At 70.7% G+C, this 16,537-nt stretch carries 14 protein-coding genes and 1 pseudogene; 8 read left to right on the forward strand and 7 right to left on the reverse strand.

Translation table 11 applies throughout. From position 1 onward, the window contains the following. From VIU94_RS32140 to VIU94_RS32150, 3 genes and pseudogenes are all read right to left on the reverse strand, one after another. A pseudogene (locus VIU94_RS32140) lies at positions 1–378 on the reverse strand (DUF5667 domain-containing protein); the annotation flags it as partial. A gap of 233 nt (positions 379–611) precedes the next feature. Next, complete coding sequence (locus VIU94_RS32145) at positions 612–1,385, reverse strand: ECF subfamily RNA polymerase sigma factor, BldN family (RefSeq protein WP_280863278.1); 774 nt, start codon at positions 1,383–1,385, stop codon at positions 612–614. A 315-nt stretch (positions 1,386–1,700) separates the two neighbouring features. Next, a complete protein-coding gene (locus VIU94_RS32150; RefSeq protein ID WP_331916849.1) occupies positions 1,701–2,627 on the reverse strand; it encodes an HAD family hydrolase in 927 nt (308 codons plus the stop codon). Positions 2,628–2,721: 94 nt separating this feature from the next. Here VIU94_RS32150 and VIU94_RS32155 point away from each other — a divergent pair, with 94 nt between their 5' ends. The 7 genes from VIU94_RS32155 to VIU94_RS32185 all read left to right on the forward strand — a co-directional run bounded on the left by VIU94_RS32155 (position 2,722) and on the right by VIU94_RS32185 (position 9,653). Beyond that, positions 2,722–3,009, forward strand: a complete 288-nt coding sequence (locus tag VIU94_RS32155; RefSeq protein ID WP_266515435.1) for a glutaredoxin family protein — start codon at positions 2,722–2,724, stop codon at positions 3,007–3,009. Between the two features lie 235 nt (positions 3,010–3,244). Then, positions 3,245–4,054 carry a redox-sensing transcriptional repressor Rex gene (locus tag VIU94_RS32160; RefSeq protein WP_331916851.1) on the forward strand — a complete coding sequence of 270 codons (810 nt, stop codon included), beginning with the start codon at positions 3,245–3,247 and terminating at the stop codon, positions 4,052–4,054. Then, on the forward strand, positions 4,051–5,406 hold the full coding sequence (locus VIU94_RS32165; protein WP_331916853.1) for a glutamyl-tRNA reductase: 1,356 nt from the start codon (positions 4,051–4,053) through the stop codon (positions 5,404–5,406). The genes VIU94_RS32160 and VIU94_RS32165 overlap by 4 nt, the downstream gene beginning before the upstream one ends. After that, on the forward strand, positions 5,403–6,389 hold the full coding sequence (hemC, locus tag VIU94_RS32170) for a hydroxymethylbilane synthase (RefSeq protein ID WP_331916855.1): 987 nt from the start codon (positions 5,403–5,405) through the stop codon (positions 6,387–6,389). The genes VIU94_RS32165 and hemC overlap by 4 nt, the downstream gene beginning before the upstream one ends. Beyond that, positions 6,386–8,056 (forward strand): bifunctional uroporphyrinogen-III C-methyltransferase/uroporphyrinogen-III synthase, encoded by a 1,671-nt coding sequence (locus tag VIU94_RS32175; RefSeq protein ID WP_331916857.1) that lies wholly within the window; start codon positions 6,386–6,388, stop codon positions 8,054–8,056. The genes hemC and VIU94_RS32175 overlap by 4 nt, the downstream gene beginning before the upstream one ends. A gap of 246 nt (positions 8,057–8,302) precedes the next feature. Further along, complete coding sequence (gene hemB, locus VIU94_RS32180; RefSeq protein ID WP_331916859.1) at positions 8,303–9,304, forward strand: porphobilinogen synthase; 1,002 nt, start codon at positions 8,303–8,305, stop codon at positions 9,302–9,304. A gap of 79 nt (positions 9,305–9,383) precedes the next feature. Then, positions 9,384–9,653: a DUF1876 domain-containing protein gene (locus VIU94_RS32185; RefSeq protein ID WP_331916861.1), complete on the forward strand. Its 270-nt coding sequence runs from the start codon at positions 9,384–9,386 to the stop codon at positions 9,651–9,653. Positions 9,654–9,707: 54 nt separating this feature from the next. Here VIU94_RS32185 and argS read toward each other — a convergent pair whose 3' ends face one another. Beyond that, positions 9,708–11,483 (reverse strand): arginine--tRNA ligase, encoded by a 1,776-nt coding sequence (gene argS / locus VIU94_RS32190; protein ID WP_331916863.1) that lies wholly within the window; start codon positions 11,481–11,483, stop codon positions 9,708–9,710. Between the two features lie 189 nt (positions 11,484–11,672). On the opposite strand from argS, the gene lysS reads away from it, so the two are divergent. Further along, the gene (lysS, locus tag VIU94_RS32195; protein WP_331916865.1) at positions 11,673–13,394 is read left to right on the forward strand and encodes a lysine--tRNA ligase; all 1,722 of its coding nucleotides are present in this window, start codon (positions 11,673–11,675) and stop codon (positions 13,392–13,394) included. Positions 13,395–13,462: 68 nt separating this feature from the next. Here lysS and VIU94_RS32200 read toward each other — a convergent pair whose 3' ends face one another. The 3 genes from VIU94_RS32200 to VIU94_RS32210 form a co-directional block, all read right to left on the reverse strand. Continuing rightward, the gene (locus VIU94_RS32200) at positions 13,463–14,797 is read right to left on the reverse strand and encodes a DUF2637 domain-containing protein (protein ID WP_331916867.1); all 1,335 of its coding nucleotides are present in this window, start codon (positions 14,795–14,797) and stop codon (positions 13,463–13,465) included. A gap of 184 nt (positions 14,798–14,981) precedes the next feature. Further along, complete coding sequence (locus tag VIU94_RS32205; protein ID WP_331916869.1) at positions 14,982–15,707, reverse strand: DUF3558 family protein; 726 nt, start codon at positions 15,705–15,707, stop codon at positions 14,982–14,984. Positions 15,708–15,818: 111 nt separating this feature from the next. Continuing rightward, on the reverse strand, positions 15,819–16,537 hold a 719-nt coding region (locus tag VIU94_RS32210), incomplete at its 5' end, for a DUF3558 domain-containing protein (RefSeq protein WP_331916871.1).

Here is a 16,537-nt window from a genome sequence, read left to right on the forward strand (position 1 = left end):
GCCGCCCGCGGCCAGGCCCTTGGTGAGCCGGGAACGCGGTCGCAGTTTCCCGAGCGGACTCGCCCGGTGAGCGGCGCCCGCCCGATGGGAGCGCTGCCCGGGGACCGCGGGTTCCACCCCGTCGCCCTCCAGCAGCATGGCCTCCATCGCGGCCACCAGCTGGGCTCGCTGGACGACCTTGACCTCAGGGTCCAGCTCAGGCCTGGGCAGCTCGCCAAGACACTCCGCGAGGGTCAACAGGCGGTCCTGCCCGGTGTGTTCCCCAGCGGCCGGCTGGTGTCCTTCGGACTGCTCGGCCGCCGGGTCCCGGTCGGACTGCTCCTCCAGGGCCTGGGCGAAGGCGTTCGCCCGCCGGTGCGCCGATACGTTCGCGATCACTGGCGGCACCTCCTCTCGTCATGACGGTCGACTCCCCAGGGGGTCCTGAGGGTTGCACACCCTGACCACAAGCACTCGATCGAGTGATCGAAGTCGGCCAGGGAGTGACCACAGGGAGCCTGCATCCCGCACAACGAGCGGCGTGGCACTTGGGTTACGGACGGCGGATGATCGGATCGGGAAGGCAACGGACTTTCACCGAGAGCGAGTTGACGGTTACCGGGCGTGCGCTCTCAGCGGACGTCGTCCGGGAGAAGGCGGGCCAGGGTGCGTACGGCCCGGTACTGGAGGGTCTTGATGGCGCCTTCGTTCTTGCCCATCACCCGGGCGGTCTCGGCGACGGAGAGACCCTGGAGGAAACGGAGGGTCACGCACTCCTGCTGCTGCGGGTTGAGCCGGCGGACGGCGTCCAGCAGCGCGGCGTTGGAGAGCGACTCCAGGACGGAGTCCTCGGGAGAGCGCTCGACCTCGTTGGCGTCGAGCATCTCGCCGGTGGTGACCTCGAGACGGAACCGGCTCGACTTGAAGTGGTCGGCGACGAGGTTGCGCGCGATGGTGACGAGCCAGGCGCCGAAGTCGCGGCCCTGCCAGGTGAACGTGCCGATTCTTCTGAGCGCGCGCAGGAATGTCTCGCTCGTCAGGTCCTCGGCGGTGGCCTTACCTCCTACCCGGTAATAGATGTACCGGTACACCGTGTCGCTGTACTGGTCGTACAGGCGGCCGAAGGCGTCGGCCTCGCCGGCCTGGGCGCGTTCGACCAGGTCCATCATGCGGGCGCTGTCGCTGTCCGCAGCCGGACGGCGGGCGGGGGCGGCGCCGGTCGAACGCCCTCGTCTGCCGACGGCCGCGGAACCGTCGGCCAGTGCATAGCACGGGCCGATCGGTGCCGCGGCTGCGGCGAGGGCGGGGACGGCGTACGCGGTGGGGACGAAGCCGCGCAACAGGTCTTGGACCGTTGCGCGCAGCGTAGCCAGGCCCGAGGCGTCAACCCCGACGTGTGGGTACACGGGACTCCCAGAGGCAGAGCTTCCATCACGTGCAGTACGGGACCGTTCACCCGTCGTAGCGACGGAAGGGGTACCGGATTGCGTCTGAGGAGAATAACGCTTAGTGCAGGCCCTGCTACACCCAGTTGCTCTATTCATCGATTACGTCGCATCTGTAACCGATTGGGAGCAGTTCAAGTGCCGGAGAGTGACCGGTTGTTGATCGAAAGCGGTCGCGTTCTGCCAGGGAACAGGGCGTGTTGTGGCCGTGTGCAGCCAATGTGCCTGCACACGGGGTTACGCCCGTAAAACCCGTGGATTGGCGTGTTCGCCCGGCTACCGCCGGCGTTTGTGCAGGGCGATCGCCGCCGCCGTACCGCCTGCCACCGCTCCCACGCCGGCCGCCGCCGGGATGCCGACCTTCGCCGCCTTGCGGCCCGTGCGGTAGTCGCGCAGACGCCAGTCCAGTTGCCGGGCGTGCTTGCGGAGCTTGGTGTCCGGGTTGATCGCGTAGGGGTGGCCGACCAGCGAGAGCATCGGGATGTCGTTGTGGCTGTCGCTGTACGCCGCGCAGCGGGACAGGTCGAGGCCCTCCGCCGCTGCCAGGGCCCGGACCGCCTCCGCCTTCGCGGGGCCGTGCAGGGGTTCACCCACGAGCTTGCCCGTGTAGACGCCGTCCACCGACTCCGCCACGGTGCCGAGGGCGCCGGTGAGGCCGAGGCGGCGGGCGATCACCTGGGCGATCTCCACCGGGGCCGCTGTGACCAACCACACCTTCTGGCCCGCGTCCAGGTGCGCCTGTGCCAACGCGCGCGTGCCCGGCCAGATGCGCTCGGCCATGTACTCGTCGTAGATCTCCTCGCCGATCGACTGGAGCTCGGCGACGCGATGGCCCTTCACGATGGACAGCGCCGAGTCCCGGGCCTCCTGCATGTGTTCCGGGTCCTCGACGCCGGCGAGGCGGAACCATGCCTGCTGCCAGGCGAACTTCGCGAGGTCGCGGGTCTCGAAGAACTTCCGTTTGTACAGGCCACGGCCGAAGTGGAAGAGGGCGGCGCCCTGCATCACCGTGTTGTCCAGGTCGAAGAAGGCGGCGGCCTTGTCGTCGCCCAGGACCGGGAACTGGGACTCCGGTTCCGTACCAGCGGTCTCCTCGACCTCCTGGGAGGACTTGCGCGCAGCCTCCGCCGAGGCCTCGCCTGCCAACACGCTCCGCGCCGTGGCGGAGCGCCTACGGGGAGTGAGCCATCCGAGAGCGGCCATGGCGTGAGCATAGCCAGTCTGTTCGGTGGTTCCGGAGTCGAGAGGTTTGGAGGGTGTGAACTCTCCGCGACTGTGCCGTTAAGCAAGAGCGAGAATGGCCTGCATGAGTCCCATCTTCCGCCGCAGGGCGGCCAGGCTTCCCGAGGAACGGCTCGTCACCCTCATCCGCAAGCCGGGCTGTCATCTGTGTGACGACGCTCAGTCCGTGATCGAGAAGGTGTGTGGAGATCTCGGGGTTCCGTGGGAGCAGAAGAGCATTGACGAGGATCCTCAACTCCACGATCAGTACTGGGAGCAGATCCCGGTGGTACTCGTCGACGGTGAACAGCACACCTTCTGGCGGGTGAACGAAGAACGCCTCCGCAAGGCCCTGACCGACTAGTCCAACGGGCCCGACAGGTCGCTTAGGATCGATGGCGACTTGGTCTTGGGGGCGGGATTGATGAGGGAAGTGTCTTGTTTTGCCTCCGAGAGGGACGCGCGTGACGCCGGTCACGTTGGCCGGGCAAATCGGACACCATCTTTGTGCACGCGTTCACAAAGACATAGCCTGCATTCGACGGGGCGGTCTGGGGACGCATGACCGCCTACAGCCCCGCTCTACCCGCAGGAGCACCGTGGCAACTGGCCGAACTCACCGACCGGCGACCCGCAGCCGAGGAATCCCCGAGGCCACCGTCGCCCGGCTTCCGCTGTATCTGCGTGCGCTCACCGCACTGTCGGAGCGCTCCGTACCCACGGTCTCCTCCGAGGAACTCGCAGCCGCCGCGGGGGTCAACTCCGCGAAGCTGCGAAAGGACTTCAGCTACCTCGGCTCGTACGGCACCCGTGGTGTCGGCTACGACGTCGAGTACCTCGTGTACCAGATCTCCCGCGAGCTCGGCCTGACCCAGGACTGGCCGGTCGTGATCGTCGGTATCGGTAACCTCGGCGCCGCGCTCGCCGGCTACGGCGGCTTCGCCTCCCGTGGCTTCCGCGTCGCCGCGCTGATCGACGCCGACCCCGCCATGACCGGCAAGCCGGTCGCCGGGATCCGCGTCCAGCACAGCGACGACCTCGAGAAGATCATCGACGAGGACGGCGTCTCCATCGGCGTCATCGCGACCCCGGCCGGCGTCGCCCAGCAGGTCTGCGACCGGCTCGTCGCCGCCGGCGTGACCTCCATCCTGAACTTCGCCCCGACCGTGCTGTCCGTGCCCGACGGCGTGGACGTGCGCAAGGTCGACCTCTCCATCGAGCTGCAGATCCTTGCCTTCCACGAGCAGCGCAAGGCCGGCGAGGAGTCGGGCGCCGAGCCCGGCGCCGTGCCCGCCGCGCCCTTCGCGGCGGCCGAGGGCGACGCCGCGACCGGCGACGCCCCCGCGCCCGGCAAGGGCGGCGGCCGCAAGGGACCTGACGGGGACGTCCCCGCCGTGATGCCGGCATGAGCCTTCTCGTCGTCGGACTGAGTCACCGCAGCGCCCCGGTCAGCGTCCTGGAGCGGGCCGCGCTGTCGGGCGACGCCCAGGTCAAGCTGCTGCACGACACCCTCGCCGCCGAACCGGCCGTCGAGGGCACCGTGCTGGCCACCTGCAACCGCATCGAGCTGTACGCCGACGTGGACAAGTTCCACGCGGGCGTCGCCGAGCTGTCCACGCTGCTCGCCCAGCACAGCGGCGTGGGGCTCGAGGAGCTCACTCCGTATCTCTATGTGCACTACGAGGACCGGGCCGTCCACCACCTCTTCTCGGTGGCCTGCGGCCTCGACTCCATGGTCGTCGGCGAGGGCCAGATCCTCGGCCAGATCAAGGACGCCCTCGCGATCGGCCAGGAGCAGCACACGGCCGGCCGGCTCCTGAACGACCTGTTCCAGCAGGCGCTGCGGGTCGGCAAGCGGGCGCACAGCGAGACCGGGATCGACCGCGCCGGGCAGTCGCTCGTCACCTTCGGCCTGTCGCAGCTCGCCGACGGTACGGACGTGAACGCCTGGGCCGCCGGGAAGCGCGCCCTGGTCATCGGGGCCGGCTCGATGTCCTCGCTGGCCGCCGCCACGCTGGCGCGCGCCGGGGTCGCCGAGATCGTCATCGCCAACCGCACCATGGCCCGCGCCGAGCGGCTGGCCGAGATCCTCACCGAGCCCGGGGGCAGCGGAGTCGCCGCCCGGGCGGTCGAGATGGTTGCCGTCGGCGACGAACTGACACGTGCCGACGTCGTCGTCTCCTGCACCGGCGCGACCGGACTCGTCCTGAGCGGCGACGCCGTCGAGACCGCGATGGCGGGCCGCACGGCCCCCCTCGCCCTGCTCGACCTCGCCATGCCCCGCGACATCGACGGCGCCGCCCACCGGATGGACGGCGTCCGCCTGGTCGACATCGAGTCGCTGGCCGAGGCCTCCGCCGACGCGCCCATGGCCGCCGACGTCGACCAGGTCCGCTCGATCGTCTCCGACGAGGTCGCCGCCTTCGGCGCCGCGCAGCGCGCCGCGCACATCACGCCGACCGTGGTCGCCCTGCGCACCATGGCCGCCGACGTGGTCGCCGGCGAGGTCGCCCGGCTCGAGGGCCGGCTGCCCGGCCTCGACGACAAGACGCGCGCCGAGATCACCCAGACCGTGCGCCGCGTGGTGGACAAGCTTCTCCACGCGCCGACCGTCCGGGTCAAGCAGCTCGCCAGCGAGCCCGGCGGCGCCGGGTACGCGGACGCGCTGCGGACCCTTTTCGACCTCGACCCGGAGGCGGTCGCCTCCGTCTCCCGGGCCGACCTGAATGACGCCGACGTCAAGAACCGAGGGCGAGTATGACCGAGAGGGCACTGAGGCTCGGGACCAGGCGCAGCAAGCTCGCCATGGCCCAGTCCGGGCATGTGGCCGACGCCGTCCGGGAGCTGACCGGCCGGCCCGTCGAGCTCGTGGAGATCACCACGTACGGGGACGTCTCCCGCGAGCACCTCGCGCAGATCGGCGGCACCGGCGTGTTCGTCGCCGCGCTGCGTGACGCGCTGCTCGCCGGCGAGGTCGACTTCGCGGTCCACTCGCTGAAGGACCTGCCGACCGCCCAGCACCCCGAGCTGGCGCTGGCCGCGATCCCGAAGCGCGAGGACCCGCGCGACGTCCTCATCGCGCGCGACGGCCTGACCCTGGCGACGCTGCCGGACGGCGCCCGCGTGGGCACCGGTTCGCCGCGCCGGATGGCGCAGCTCAACGCGTACGCGCGCTCCCACGGGCTGCGCATCGAGACCGTGCCGATCCGCGGGAACATCGACACCCGCGTCGGATACGTGCACAAGGGCGAGCTGGACGCGGTGGTTCTCGCCGCGGCCGGCCTCAACCGCATCGGCGGGACCGCGGAGCTCACCGGCTCCCTGTCGCTCGACTTCCTGTCGGTCGACTCCGTCCTGCCCGCCCCCGGCCAGGGGGCACTGGCGATCGAGTGCGCGGCGTCCGCCGTCGAACTCGTCGCCGCGCTCGGCGCGCTCGACGACCCGCACACCCGGGCCGCCGTGACCGCCGAGCGGTCCCTGCTCGCCGCCCTGGAGGCCGGCTGCTCCGCACCCGTGGGTGCGCTGGCCGACCTGCTGGCCGAAGAATCCGGCCGCGGGCAGATTGTCACCGAAATGCGCCTGCGCGGCGTCGTCGGCACCACCGACGGTTCCACGCTGGTGCAGCTGTCCACCACCGGTCCCGTACCCACGTCGAACGACGAGGCGACGGCCCTCGGGCGCGAACTCGCGCACGAGATGCTCGCCAAGGGTGCGGCCGGTCTTATGGGGGAGCGAGCACTTTGAGCCCCACCAGCCCCAATGCCAGCCACGCGTCGTCTCTTCCGTTCGGACAGGGACACGTCACCTTCCTCGGCGCCGGCCCCGGCGATCCCGGACTGCTGACCCTGAGGGCCGTCGATGCCCTGGCGGGAGCGGACGTCCTGATCGCCGAGCCGGACGTGCTCGAGGTCGTCCGCGGCCATGCGCGCGCGGGCGTGAGCACGCCTGAGCTGACGGTCGTTGACAAGGCGTCAACAACCGCCGATGTCCCCGTGTTGAGGGATGCGGCCAATCTTGTCATGGAGGCCGCGAGGGGCGGCAAGCGGGTCGTCCGTGCGGTGACCGGTGACCCCGGCCTCGACGGCGACGCCGGCGCGGAGATGCTCGCCTGCGCCGCGGCCGGCATCCCCTTCGAGGTCGTCCCCGGCGTCGCGGCGGCGGTGGGCGTGCCCGCGTACGCCGGTGTCCCGCTGCGCGACGCGCAGGGCACGGACGTGCGCTTCGTCGACGCCCGGACCGCGGACGACCGGTGCTGGACCGAGGTGGGAGCGTCCGACGGGACCGTCGTCGTCTCCACCTCCCTGGACTCCGTCGCGGCCGCGGCGGGCGAGCTGGTGGCGGCAGGCCGTAAGCCGGACACCCCGCTCACCGTCACCGTCGCCGGCACCACCACCCGACAGCGGACCTGGACCGCGACGCTCGGCACGATCGCGCAGGTCTTCAAGCAGGGCAAGGTGCTGCCGTCCCCGGACGGCCACCAGCCCGTCATAGCCGTGGTCGGGGAGCGATGCGCCCCGGCCCAGCGCGACCAGCTCGCGTGGTTCGAGTCCAAGCCGCTGTTCGGCTGGAAGGTCCTCGTGCCGCGCACCAAGGAGCAGGCGGCCTCGCTCTCCGACCAGCTGCGCTCGTACGGCGCGGTGCCGCACGAGGTGCCGACCATCGCGGTCGAGCCGCCGCGGACGCCGCAGCAGATGGAGCGCGCGGTGAAGGGGCTCGTCACCGGACGGTACGAGTGGATCGCCTTCACCTCGGTGAACGCGGTCAAGGCCGTGCGGGAGAAGTTCGAGGAGTACGGGCTCGACGCCCGGGCCTTCGCCGGGATCAAGGTCGCGGCGGTGGGCGAGCAGACCGCGAAGGCGCTGATCGACTTCGGCGTGAAGCCGGACCTGGTGCCGAGCGGGGAGCAGTCCGCGGCGGGTCTGCTTGAGGACTGGCCGCCGTACGACCCGGTCTTCGACCCGATCGACCGCGTCTTCCTGCCGCGGGCCGACATCGCGACCGAGACGCTGGTCGCGGGCCTGATCGAGCTCGGGTGGGAGGTCGACGACGTCACGGCGTACCGCACAGTGCGCGCGTCGCCGCCGCCGGCGGAGACTCGCGAGGCGATCAAGGGCGGCGGCTTCGACGCGGTGCTGTTCACGTCGTCGTCGACGGTCCGGAACCTGGTCGGCATCGCCGGCAAGCCGCACAACGTGACGGTCATCGCCTGCATCGGCCCGGCGACGGCGAAGACGGCGGAGGAGCACGGCCTGCGGGTCGACGTCCTGTCCCCGGAGCCGTCGGTCCACAAGCTGGCGGAGGCGCTGGCGGACTTCGGCCTCCGCCGCCGCGAGGCGGCGCTGGAGGCGGGCGACCCGGTGACGCGCCCGTCGGAGCGGCGACCGGGGGCGCGCAGGCGCCGGACGACGTAGTCGTCGGTTCTCGGGTGACTTGGGGTGCGGGGCCTTGGTGAGGTCCCGCACCCCTGTGCGTGGGGGTGCGTAGGGGCGTGCCCCAACGGGGGGAGCGGGGAGGGCGGGTACGCCCCAGGCGGGAGTGCCCACGACGGGCGGGACCGGCCCGGTGGGGTGGGTGCCCGCGGCGGGGCAGGCGGGTGGGTTCGTATGCCCACATCTCGTCGGCAAAGGCACTCGCCCCCCGGGCGTAGCCTCGTGGCTATGAACTCGTACGGATCCTTTCCCGGGGCGCGGCCGCGGCGGCTGCGGACGACTCCTGCCATGCGGCGGATGGTGGCCGAGACGCGGCTGAGTCCGGCCGATCTGATCCTTCCCGCGTTCGTGCGGGAGGGGATCACCGAGCCCGTGCCGATCATGGCCATGCCCGGCGTCGTCCAGCACTCGCGTGACACGCTCCGCAAGGCCGCCGTCGAGGCGGTCGAGGCCGGGGTCTCCGGGATCATGCTCTTCGGCGTGCCCGAGGACGCGAAGAAGGACGCCGCCGGCACCGCCGGCACCGACCCCGACGGGATCCTTCAGGTCGCCATCCGCGACGTGAAGTCCGAGGTCGGCGACGAGCTCGTCATCATGTCCGACCTGTGCCTCGACGAGTACACCGACCACGGCCACTGCGGCGTCCTCGACGCCGACGGCCGCGTCGACAACGACGCCACGCTGGAGCGCTACGCCGAGATGGCCCAGGTCCAGGCGGACGCCGGCGTCCACGTCGTCGGCCCCAGCGGCATGATGGACGGCCAGGTCGGCGTGGTCCGGGACGCCCTGGACACCATCGGCAAGGAGGACGTGTCGATCCTCGCGTACACCGCGAAGTACTCCTCCGCCTTCTACGGACCCTTCCGCGAGGCCGTCGGCTCCTCGCTGCAGGGCGACCGCAAGACCTACCAGCAGGACCCCGCCAACGTCCGCGAGTCCATGCGGGAGCTCGCGCTCGACCTGGAGGAGGGCGCGGACATGGTCATGGTCAAGCCCGCCGGGCCCTATCTCGACATCCTCGCCAAGGTCGCCGCCGCCGTGGACGTGCCGGTCGCGGCGTACCAGATCAGCGGCGAGTACGCGATGGTCGAGGCGGCCGCCGAGAAGGGCTGGATCGACCGCGACAGGGCGATCCTGGAGACCCTCACCGGCATCCGCCGCGCCGGCGCGCAGATGATCCTCACCTACTGGGCCACCGAGGTCGCGCAGAAGCTCGTCCGGCAGGGCTGATCACCGAGCGCTCCGCGATCGATTGGTGAGGAGCCGTACGGCGGCGCACTCTGGAGAGGTACCGCTGGAGGTGGTCCTCATGCAGACACTGGTCGGATGGCACATCGAGATGGAGTTCCAGGAGGAAGGCGACCGCACGAAAGCGGCCGCCATGGTGAGGCTCGGTGACGGCACCGAGTTCCGGGCGCACGGGACCGCCAATAGGCACCCGTCGGACCCGGACCAGCTTCGGGTCGGGGAGGAGATCGCGGCCGCGCGGGCCCTGATGGACCTGGCCTCGCAGCTCCTCCAGAAGGCCCACACCGAGATCGACGAGGTGTCCGGCCGCACCTCGCGCCCTATCCACTGACGAAGAAGCCCCGGCACGGAGAACCGTGCCGGGGCCTTCGTGTTCCTAGGACGGTCAGAGGCGCTCGGGCGTCTTGATGCCGAGCAGTGCCATGCCCTGGTGCAGCGTCCGGGCCGTCAGGTCGATCAGGAACAGACGGTTCTCCTTCTGCTCCTGCGTGTCGGCCTTCAGCACCGGGCACTGGTCGTAGAACGCCGTCAGGTGCGACGCCAGCTGGTAGAGGTACGCGGCCAGCTTGTGCGGCGCGTACTCCTCCGCCACCTCGGCGAGGTTCGCGCCGAACTGGTCCAGGTGCAGACCCAGGGCCCGCTCGGCCGGAGCCAGCTCCAGCTCCGGGTGCGCGACCGGCGTCGCGTCGCCGGACTTGCGCAGGATCGACTGGATACGCGCGTACGCGTATTGCAGGTACACCGACGTGTCGCCGTTGAGCGAGACCATCTGGTCCAGGTCGAACTTGTAGTCCCGCACCGCCGACGTCGACAGGTCCGCGTACTTGACCGCGCCGATGCCCACGTACCGGCCGTTCTCCTCGACCTCCTGGTCCGTGAGGCCCTGCTTCTCGCGCTTCTCGGCCACGACCGCCGTCGCCCGGTCGATCGCCTCGTCCAGCAGGTCCACCAGCCGGACCGTCTCGCCCTCACGGGTCTTGAACGGCTTGCCGTCCTTGCCGAGGACCGTGCCGAAGGCCAGCTGGAACGCCTTCACGTCGTCGTTCAGCCAGCCCGCCCGGCGGGCCGTCTCGAAGACCATCTTGAAGTGCAGCGACTGCCGGGCGTCCACCACGTACAGCAGCGTCGACGCCTTCAGGTTCTGCACCCGGTCCCGGATCGCGGACAGGTCCGTCGCCGCGTAGCCGAAGCCGCCGTCCGACTTCTGCACGATCAGCGGCGTCGGGTTGCCGTCCGGGCCCTTCACGTCGTCGAAGAACACGCACAGCGCGCCCTCGGAGCGGACCGCGACGCCCGACTCCTCAAGGAGCCGGCAGGTCTCCTGGAGCATGTCGTTGTAACCCGACTCGCCGACGATGTCGGGGTCCTGAATGTCCATGTCGAGCTTCTCGAAGACCGAGTAGAAGTAGATCTTCGACTCGTCCACGAACCGCTGCCACAGGGCCAGCGTCTGCTCGTCGCCCGCCTGCAGGTCCACGACCCGCGCCCGCGCCCGGGTCTTGAACTCCTCGTCCGAGTCGAACAGCGAGCGCGAGGCCTTGTAGAGCCGGTTCAGGTTCGACATGGCCTCCTCGCCGGAGACCTCCGCGTCCGCGCCCTCGGCCTTGTGGTCCAGCTCGTGCGGGTGCTCGATCAGGTACTGGATGAGCATGCCGAACTGGGTGCCCCAGTCGCCGATGTGGTGGCGACGGACCACCTTCTCGCCCGTGAACTCCAGGATCTCGACCATCGCCGCGCCGATCACCGCGGACCGCAGGTGGCCGACGTGCATCTCCTTCGCCACGTTCGGCTGGGCGTAGTCGATCACCGTCGTGCCCGCGGCCTCGTTGAACGGCACGCCGAGCCGGTCGTCGGCCGCGCGCGCGGCCAGCGTCCGCACGATCGCCGCGTCGGTGACCGTGATGTTCAGGAAGCCGGGGCCGGAGACCTCGATCTCCGCCAGCACGTCGTTCGCCGGGATCGCGTCGACGACCTTCGTCGCCAGCTCACGCGGGTTGCCCTTGAGCTGCTTGGCCAGCGCCAGGATGCCGTTGGCCTGGAAGTCGGCCCGGTCGCTTCGTCGCAGCAGCGGGTCGGCGGAACCGGCCTCCGGCAGGGCTGCCGAGAGACCTTCCGCGAGGCGCTGCTGCACGGTCGAAGCGAGGGAAGGGACCGAGGCCATGAGCTTCCGTTCCTGTCGGTGGTGGGTCGGTGGTGATCCGGGCTATATCGCTTGTCAAGTGTCCCATGGGTCGGCAACGTGTTTTCTCCACCTGTGGACAACCTCGGAGTGCGCTCTTCCGTCTGGGAGAATGGCTGGCGTAAGGCTGCAAGGCTTTTGAGGGAACCAAGGAAGAAGGACGTACCGACCGTGGCTCAGAGCAGCACCGAGACCGACTGGGTCTCCCGTTTCGCGGACGAGGTCATCGCCGAGTCGGAGCGACGTGCGCCTGGCAAACCGGTGGTCGTCGCCTCCGGCCTGTCCCCGTCCGGCCCGATCCACCTCGGCAACCTGCGCGAGGTCATGACCCCGCACCTCGTCGCCGACGAGATCCGCCGCCGCGGCCACGAGGTCCGGCACCTGATCTCCTGGGACGACTACGACCGCTACCGCAAGGTGCCCAACGGCATCGCCGGCATCGACGAGTCCTGGGCCGAGCACATCGGCAAGCCGCTGACCTCCGTCCCGGCCCCCGCCGGCTCGCCGCACCCGAACTGGGCCGAGCACTTCAAGGCCGCCATGGTCGAGGCGCTGGCCGAGCTGGGCGTCGAGTACGACCCGATCAGCCAGACCGAGCAGTACACCACCGGCGTCTACCGCGAGCAGATCCTGCACGCGATGAAGCACCGCGGCGACATCGACGCCATCCTCGACCAGTACCGGACGAAGAAGGCTCCGAAGAAGCAGTCGCAGAAGCCGCTCGACGAGGCCGAGGTCGAGGCCGCCGAGGGCTCGGGCGCGGCCGCCGAGGACGACGGCTCGGGCGGCGGCGCGGGCTACTTCCCGTACAAGCCCTACTGCGGGCAGTGCGAGAAGGACCTGACCAACGTCACCTCGTACGACGACGAGACCACCGAGCTCGCCTACACCTGCACCAACTGCGGCTTCGCCGAGACCGTCAAGCTCAGCGAGTTCAACCGCGGCAAGCTGGTCTGGAAGGTCGACTGGCCCATGCGCTGGGCGTACGAGGGCGTCATCTTCGAGCCCTCCGGCGTGGACCACTCCTCGCCCGGCTCCTCGTTCCAGGTCGGCGGCCAGATCGTCGGCATCTTCGACGGCGTGCAGCCCATCGGCCCCATGTACGCCTTCGTGGGCATCAGCGGCATGGCCAAGATGTCCTCGTCGCGCGGCGGCGTCCCGACGGCGTCCGACGCGCTGAAGATCATGGAGCCGCAGCTCCTGCGCTGGCTCTACGCCCGCCGCAGGCCCAACCAGTCCTTCAAGATCGCCTTCGACCAGGAGATCCAGCGGCTCTACGACGAGTGGGACAAGCTGGAGGCCAAGGTCGCCGACGGCTCGGTCCTCCCGGCCGACGCCGCGGCGTACGCCCGCGCCGCCCGCACCGCCGCCGGCGAGCTGCCGCGCACGCCGCGCCCGCTGCCGTACCGCACGCTCGCCTCGGTCATGGACATCACCGCCGGCCACGACGAGCAGACCCTGCGGATCCTCGGCGAGCTCGACCCGGAGAACCCGGTCACCTCCCTCGACGAGGCCCGGCCCCGGCTCGACCGCGCCGAGAACTGGATCACCACCCAGGTCCCGGCCGACCAGCGCACCATCGTCCGCGACGAGCCCGACGCCGAACTGCTCGGCTCGCTCGACGACGAAGGCCGCGAGTCGCTCCGCCTCCTCCTGGACGGCCTGGACACCCACTGGTCGCTCGACGGGCTCACCACGCTCGTCTACGGAGTCCCGAAGGTGTTGGCCGGTCTCGACCCCGAGGCCAAGCCCACCCCCGAGCTCAAGCTCGCCCAGCGCGCCTTCTTCGCCCTGCTCTACAAGCTCCTCGTGAGCCGCGAAACGGGCCCGCGCCTGCCCACGCTGCTGCTCGCGGTCGGCGCGGACCGGGTGCGCAAGCTGCTCGGCGCGTAACCGAGACACGGAAGAGGGCCGCCACCCGGAAACGGGTGGCGGCCCTTCGCCGTTGTGCCCCCATCACATCAGGGGATGTGGTTCGCGGCCATCTCCTGCTCGATCCGCTGCCGGATCCGCGGGTGCAGCTCGCGCAGCATCGACGCGCTCCGCGGGTGCTGGATCCCGTACATGTCGCTCAGCCTTATGTCGAGCTGCTCCACGGTCGGGAAGTCCTGCTGCTCGTCGACGAAGTCCCACATGGCCTTGTACGCGGCCTCCGCGAACTCCTCAAGACCGGGCTCCGGCTCCTCGTACTGCTGCGGAACCGCCTCCTCCCGCGGACCCGGGATCACGATCTCCTCCGGGCCCTGCGGCACCGCCACCGCGTTCGGCTCCAGGCCGTCCACGAACGTCGGGTCGTAGCCGCCCTGGTACGCCTCGGGCGGCAGCTGCTGCTGCACGTTGTTGAACCAGGGGCTCGCGCTGTCGGGGGTCTGCTCCTGGCCCGGGATCTGTTCCTGGCCCGGGATCTGCCCTTGGCCGGGGATCTGGGCCTGTGTCTGGGCCTGCAGTGCCTGTGCCTGCGCGGGGTCCGCGGCCTGGGCCGGGGCCTGCGCCTGGGCCGGGCCCTGCTCCAGTTCCGGCATCGGCGGCTGGGACGCCTGCACGGCGGCCACCGGCTGCGCGGCCGCGACCGCCCCCTGCACCTGCGGGTTCGGAGGCAGCAGCACCGGCTCGATGCCCGCCGCCGCCAGCCCCGCCGGCGCCGTCTCCGCCAGCGGCACCCCGTACTTGGCGAGGCGCAGCGGCATCAGCGACTCCACCGGCGCCTTCCGCCGCCACGACCGGCCGAACCGGGCCTGGAGCCGCGCCTGGTAGATCAGCCGGTCCTGCTCCAGCTTGATCACCTGCTCGTACGACCGCAGCTCCCACAGCTTCATCCGCCGCCACAGCCGGAACGTCGGCACCGGCGACAGCAGCCACCGGGTCATCCGCACGCCCTCCATGTGCTTGTCCGCGGTGATGTCGGCGATCCGGCCCACCGCATGCCGGGCCGCCTCCACTGCCACCACGAACAGCACCGGAATGACCGCGTGCATGCCCACGCCGAGCGGATCCGGCCACGCCGCCGCGCCGTTGAACGCGATCGTCGCCGCGGTCAGCAGCCACGCGGTCTGCCGCAGCAGCGGGAACGGGATCCGGATCCAGGTCAGCAGCAGGTCCATCGCCAGCAGCACACAGATGCCCGCGTCGATGCCGATCGGGAAGAAGTAGGAGAAGGTGCCGAAGCCCTTCTGCACGGCGAGCTCGCGCACGGCGGCGTACGAACCCGCGAAACCGATCCCGGCGATGATCACCGCACCGGTGACGACGACACCGATGAGTATCCGGTGCATGCGTGTCAGCTGCATCGCGGCCATCCCGCGATCCCCTCCCGTCGTACGAAACTCGCGGGCACAGCCTGGCATACGCCGACGGAGCCCGGCCCTCGGGGGGAGGACCGGACTCCGCCAAAGCGCGTGAAATCCGCGCTACTTGCCCACGGGTCGCCGCCCATTGCTCGCGCGGCTACTTCTTCGGCTACTTGTTCGGCTGTTTGCTCGGCTACTTGTTCGCCACGGCGATCGCCGCCATCGCGTCCTTCGTCGCCTTCACCGCGCCGTCCATCAGCTTCTGGTCGTTCGGCGTCTCGGCGCCCGCGTAACCGGTGCCGTTGTAGTTCAGGATCACCACCACGTTGCCCGTCCGGGCGACCGTCGTGGCGTACATGAAGTCCTCGCCCGTCTTGCGCAGCGAGTACGCGACCGTCGTCGTCTGGTCGCCCACGCCCGAGGCCACCGAGTCGCGGACGTTCTTCGCGCCCTCGGTCGCCTTCAGCTTGGCGATCTCCTTCGCCTGGCTCTCCTGGGCGCGCTTCTCACCGGTGCCGATCGAGGCCACCGACTCGTACCGCAGGAAGGCGACGTCGAGCCAGCGGTACTGCGAGCCCTTCAGGCCCTTGTCGACCAGCCCGTTCCAGGAGCAGCCGCCGCGGCTGGAGGTGTCCGTGGACGTGCTGGGCTTGCCGGCCTTCGACTTCGCCTTCGGCACCAGCTCGTCGATCGTCTTGACCGTGATCGCCTTGCACGGCTCGGGCAGCTCGGTGTACTTCCCGGGCGCGACGGACGGCGCGGCCTGCTTGGACGCGTTCGACGAGCCGGTCGAGGACTGCGCGGCGCCCTTGTCCGGCGTCTCGCCGTCGGAGTCCGAGGAGCAACCGGCGACGACGAGCATCACCGGGACGGCGGCGCAGGCGAGTATGCGGGTGAGTCGCGTGGCTGATCGGTGCATGGTTCCTTCAGTCGGTCGCTGACGGGTCTGCCGACACGTTACGCGGCAGGGGAAGCGGGCGGGGGCGGGCAGGCGGGCCCGGGGCCGGCCGGGGACGAGCCCGACGGGCCGCTAGTCCTCCAGGCGCTCCGCAAGCTGACGGGCCAGACTCTGCGCCTTTTCCTGCAGTTCCTTGCTGTCCGGCAGCTCGGCGGTGGCCGTGACCTGCTCCGTGTACTCGACGGTCACGATCACGTTGGATGTGCGGAACACCACGCTCACGGTCCGCTGGCGGGAGGCCGAGCCGGCTTCGGTCAGTACATCGTTGAGGAACGCGGCGTGACCGAGACCCTCCAGGACACGCGGCTCGAGGCCGGTGGCGCCGGAGGGGGAGACCGGCGGGGAGGCGGAGCCGGCAGTCGCGGACGGGGAGGTCGGCGGAGGCGCGGTGGGAGCGGTGGGCGTGGCCGGCGGCGCGGCCGGGGGAGTCCCGGTGACGGTGGCGGTCGGCGGGGGCGTGGGCAGGGCGGCGGCGACCTGCTTGCCGGAGTAGACCTGCTGCGCGCGGTCGTCGTCGCTGACGGCGGGGTCGTACGAGACGACGCGCTCGAGGTCGAGGGTCAGCTCGTGGGAGGCGTCCGGGCCGTCGGCCTTCCAGGTGCAGCCCACGCGGCGCCCGTTGTCGTAGGTGACCGCGGGGACGCCGGCGTAGGCCTTCTCGCGCTGGTCGTCGGGGAGCTGGGCGGCGCCGGGGAGCAGGTCCTTGAGGGTGGCCTGCTGGACGGAGCCGCAGGGCTCGAAGAGTGTGCTGTACCGGCCGGGCGGCACCGAGCCGGGCGCGGCGGCGCCGG

The organism is Streptomyces sp. (assembly GCF_036566765.1).
Taxonomy (GTDB): domain Bacteria; phylum Actinomycetota; class Actinomycetes; order Streptomycetales; family Streptomycetaceae; genus Streptomyces.

Excerpts from the sequence above, each read along its gene's own strand:
- VIU94_RS32185 (WP_331916861.1), top strand. The coding sequence starts at position 9,384 with ATGCAGACACTGGTCGGATGGCACATCGAGATGGAGTTCCAGGAGGAA.
- argS (WP_331916863.1), bottom strand. The coding sequence starts at position 11,483 with ATGGCCTCGGTCCCTTCCCTCGCTTCGACCGTGCAGCAGCGCCTCGCG.
- VIU94_RS32155 (WP_266515435.1), top strand. The coding sequence starts at position 2,722 with ATGGCCTGCATGAGTCCCATCTTCCGCCGCAGGGCGGCCAGGCTTCCC.
- VIU94_RS32205 (WP_331916869.1), bottom strand. The coding sequence starts at position 15,707 with ATGCACCGATCAGCCACGCGACTCACCCGCATACTCGCCTGCGCCGCC.
- hemB (WP_331916859.1), top strand. The coding sequence starts at position 8,303 with ATGAACTCGTACGGATCCTTTCCCGGGGCGCGGCCGCGGCGGCTGCGG.
- VIU94_RS32200 (WP_331916867.1), bottom strand. The coding sequence starts at position 14,797 with ATGGCCGCGATGCAGCTGACACGCATGCACCGGATACTCATCGGTGTC.
- VIU94_RS32165 (WP_331916853.1), top strand. The coding sequence starts at position 4,051 with ATGAGCCTTCTCGTCGTCGGACTGAGTCACCGCAGCGCCCCGGTCAGC.
- hemC (WP_331916855.1), top strand. The coding sequence starts at position 5,403 with ATGACCGAGAGGGCACTGAGGCTCGGGACCAGGCGCAGCAAGCTCGCC.
- VIU94_RS32150 (WP_331916849.1), bottom strand. The coding sequence starts at position 2,627 with ATGGCCGCTCTCGGATGGCTCACTCCCCGTAGGCGCTCCGCCACGGCG.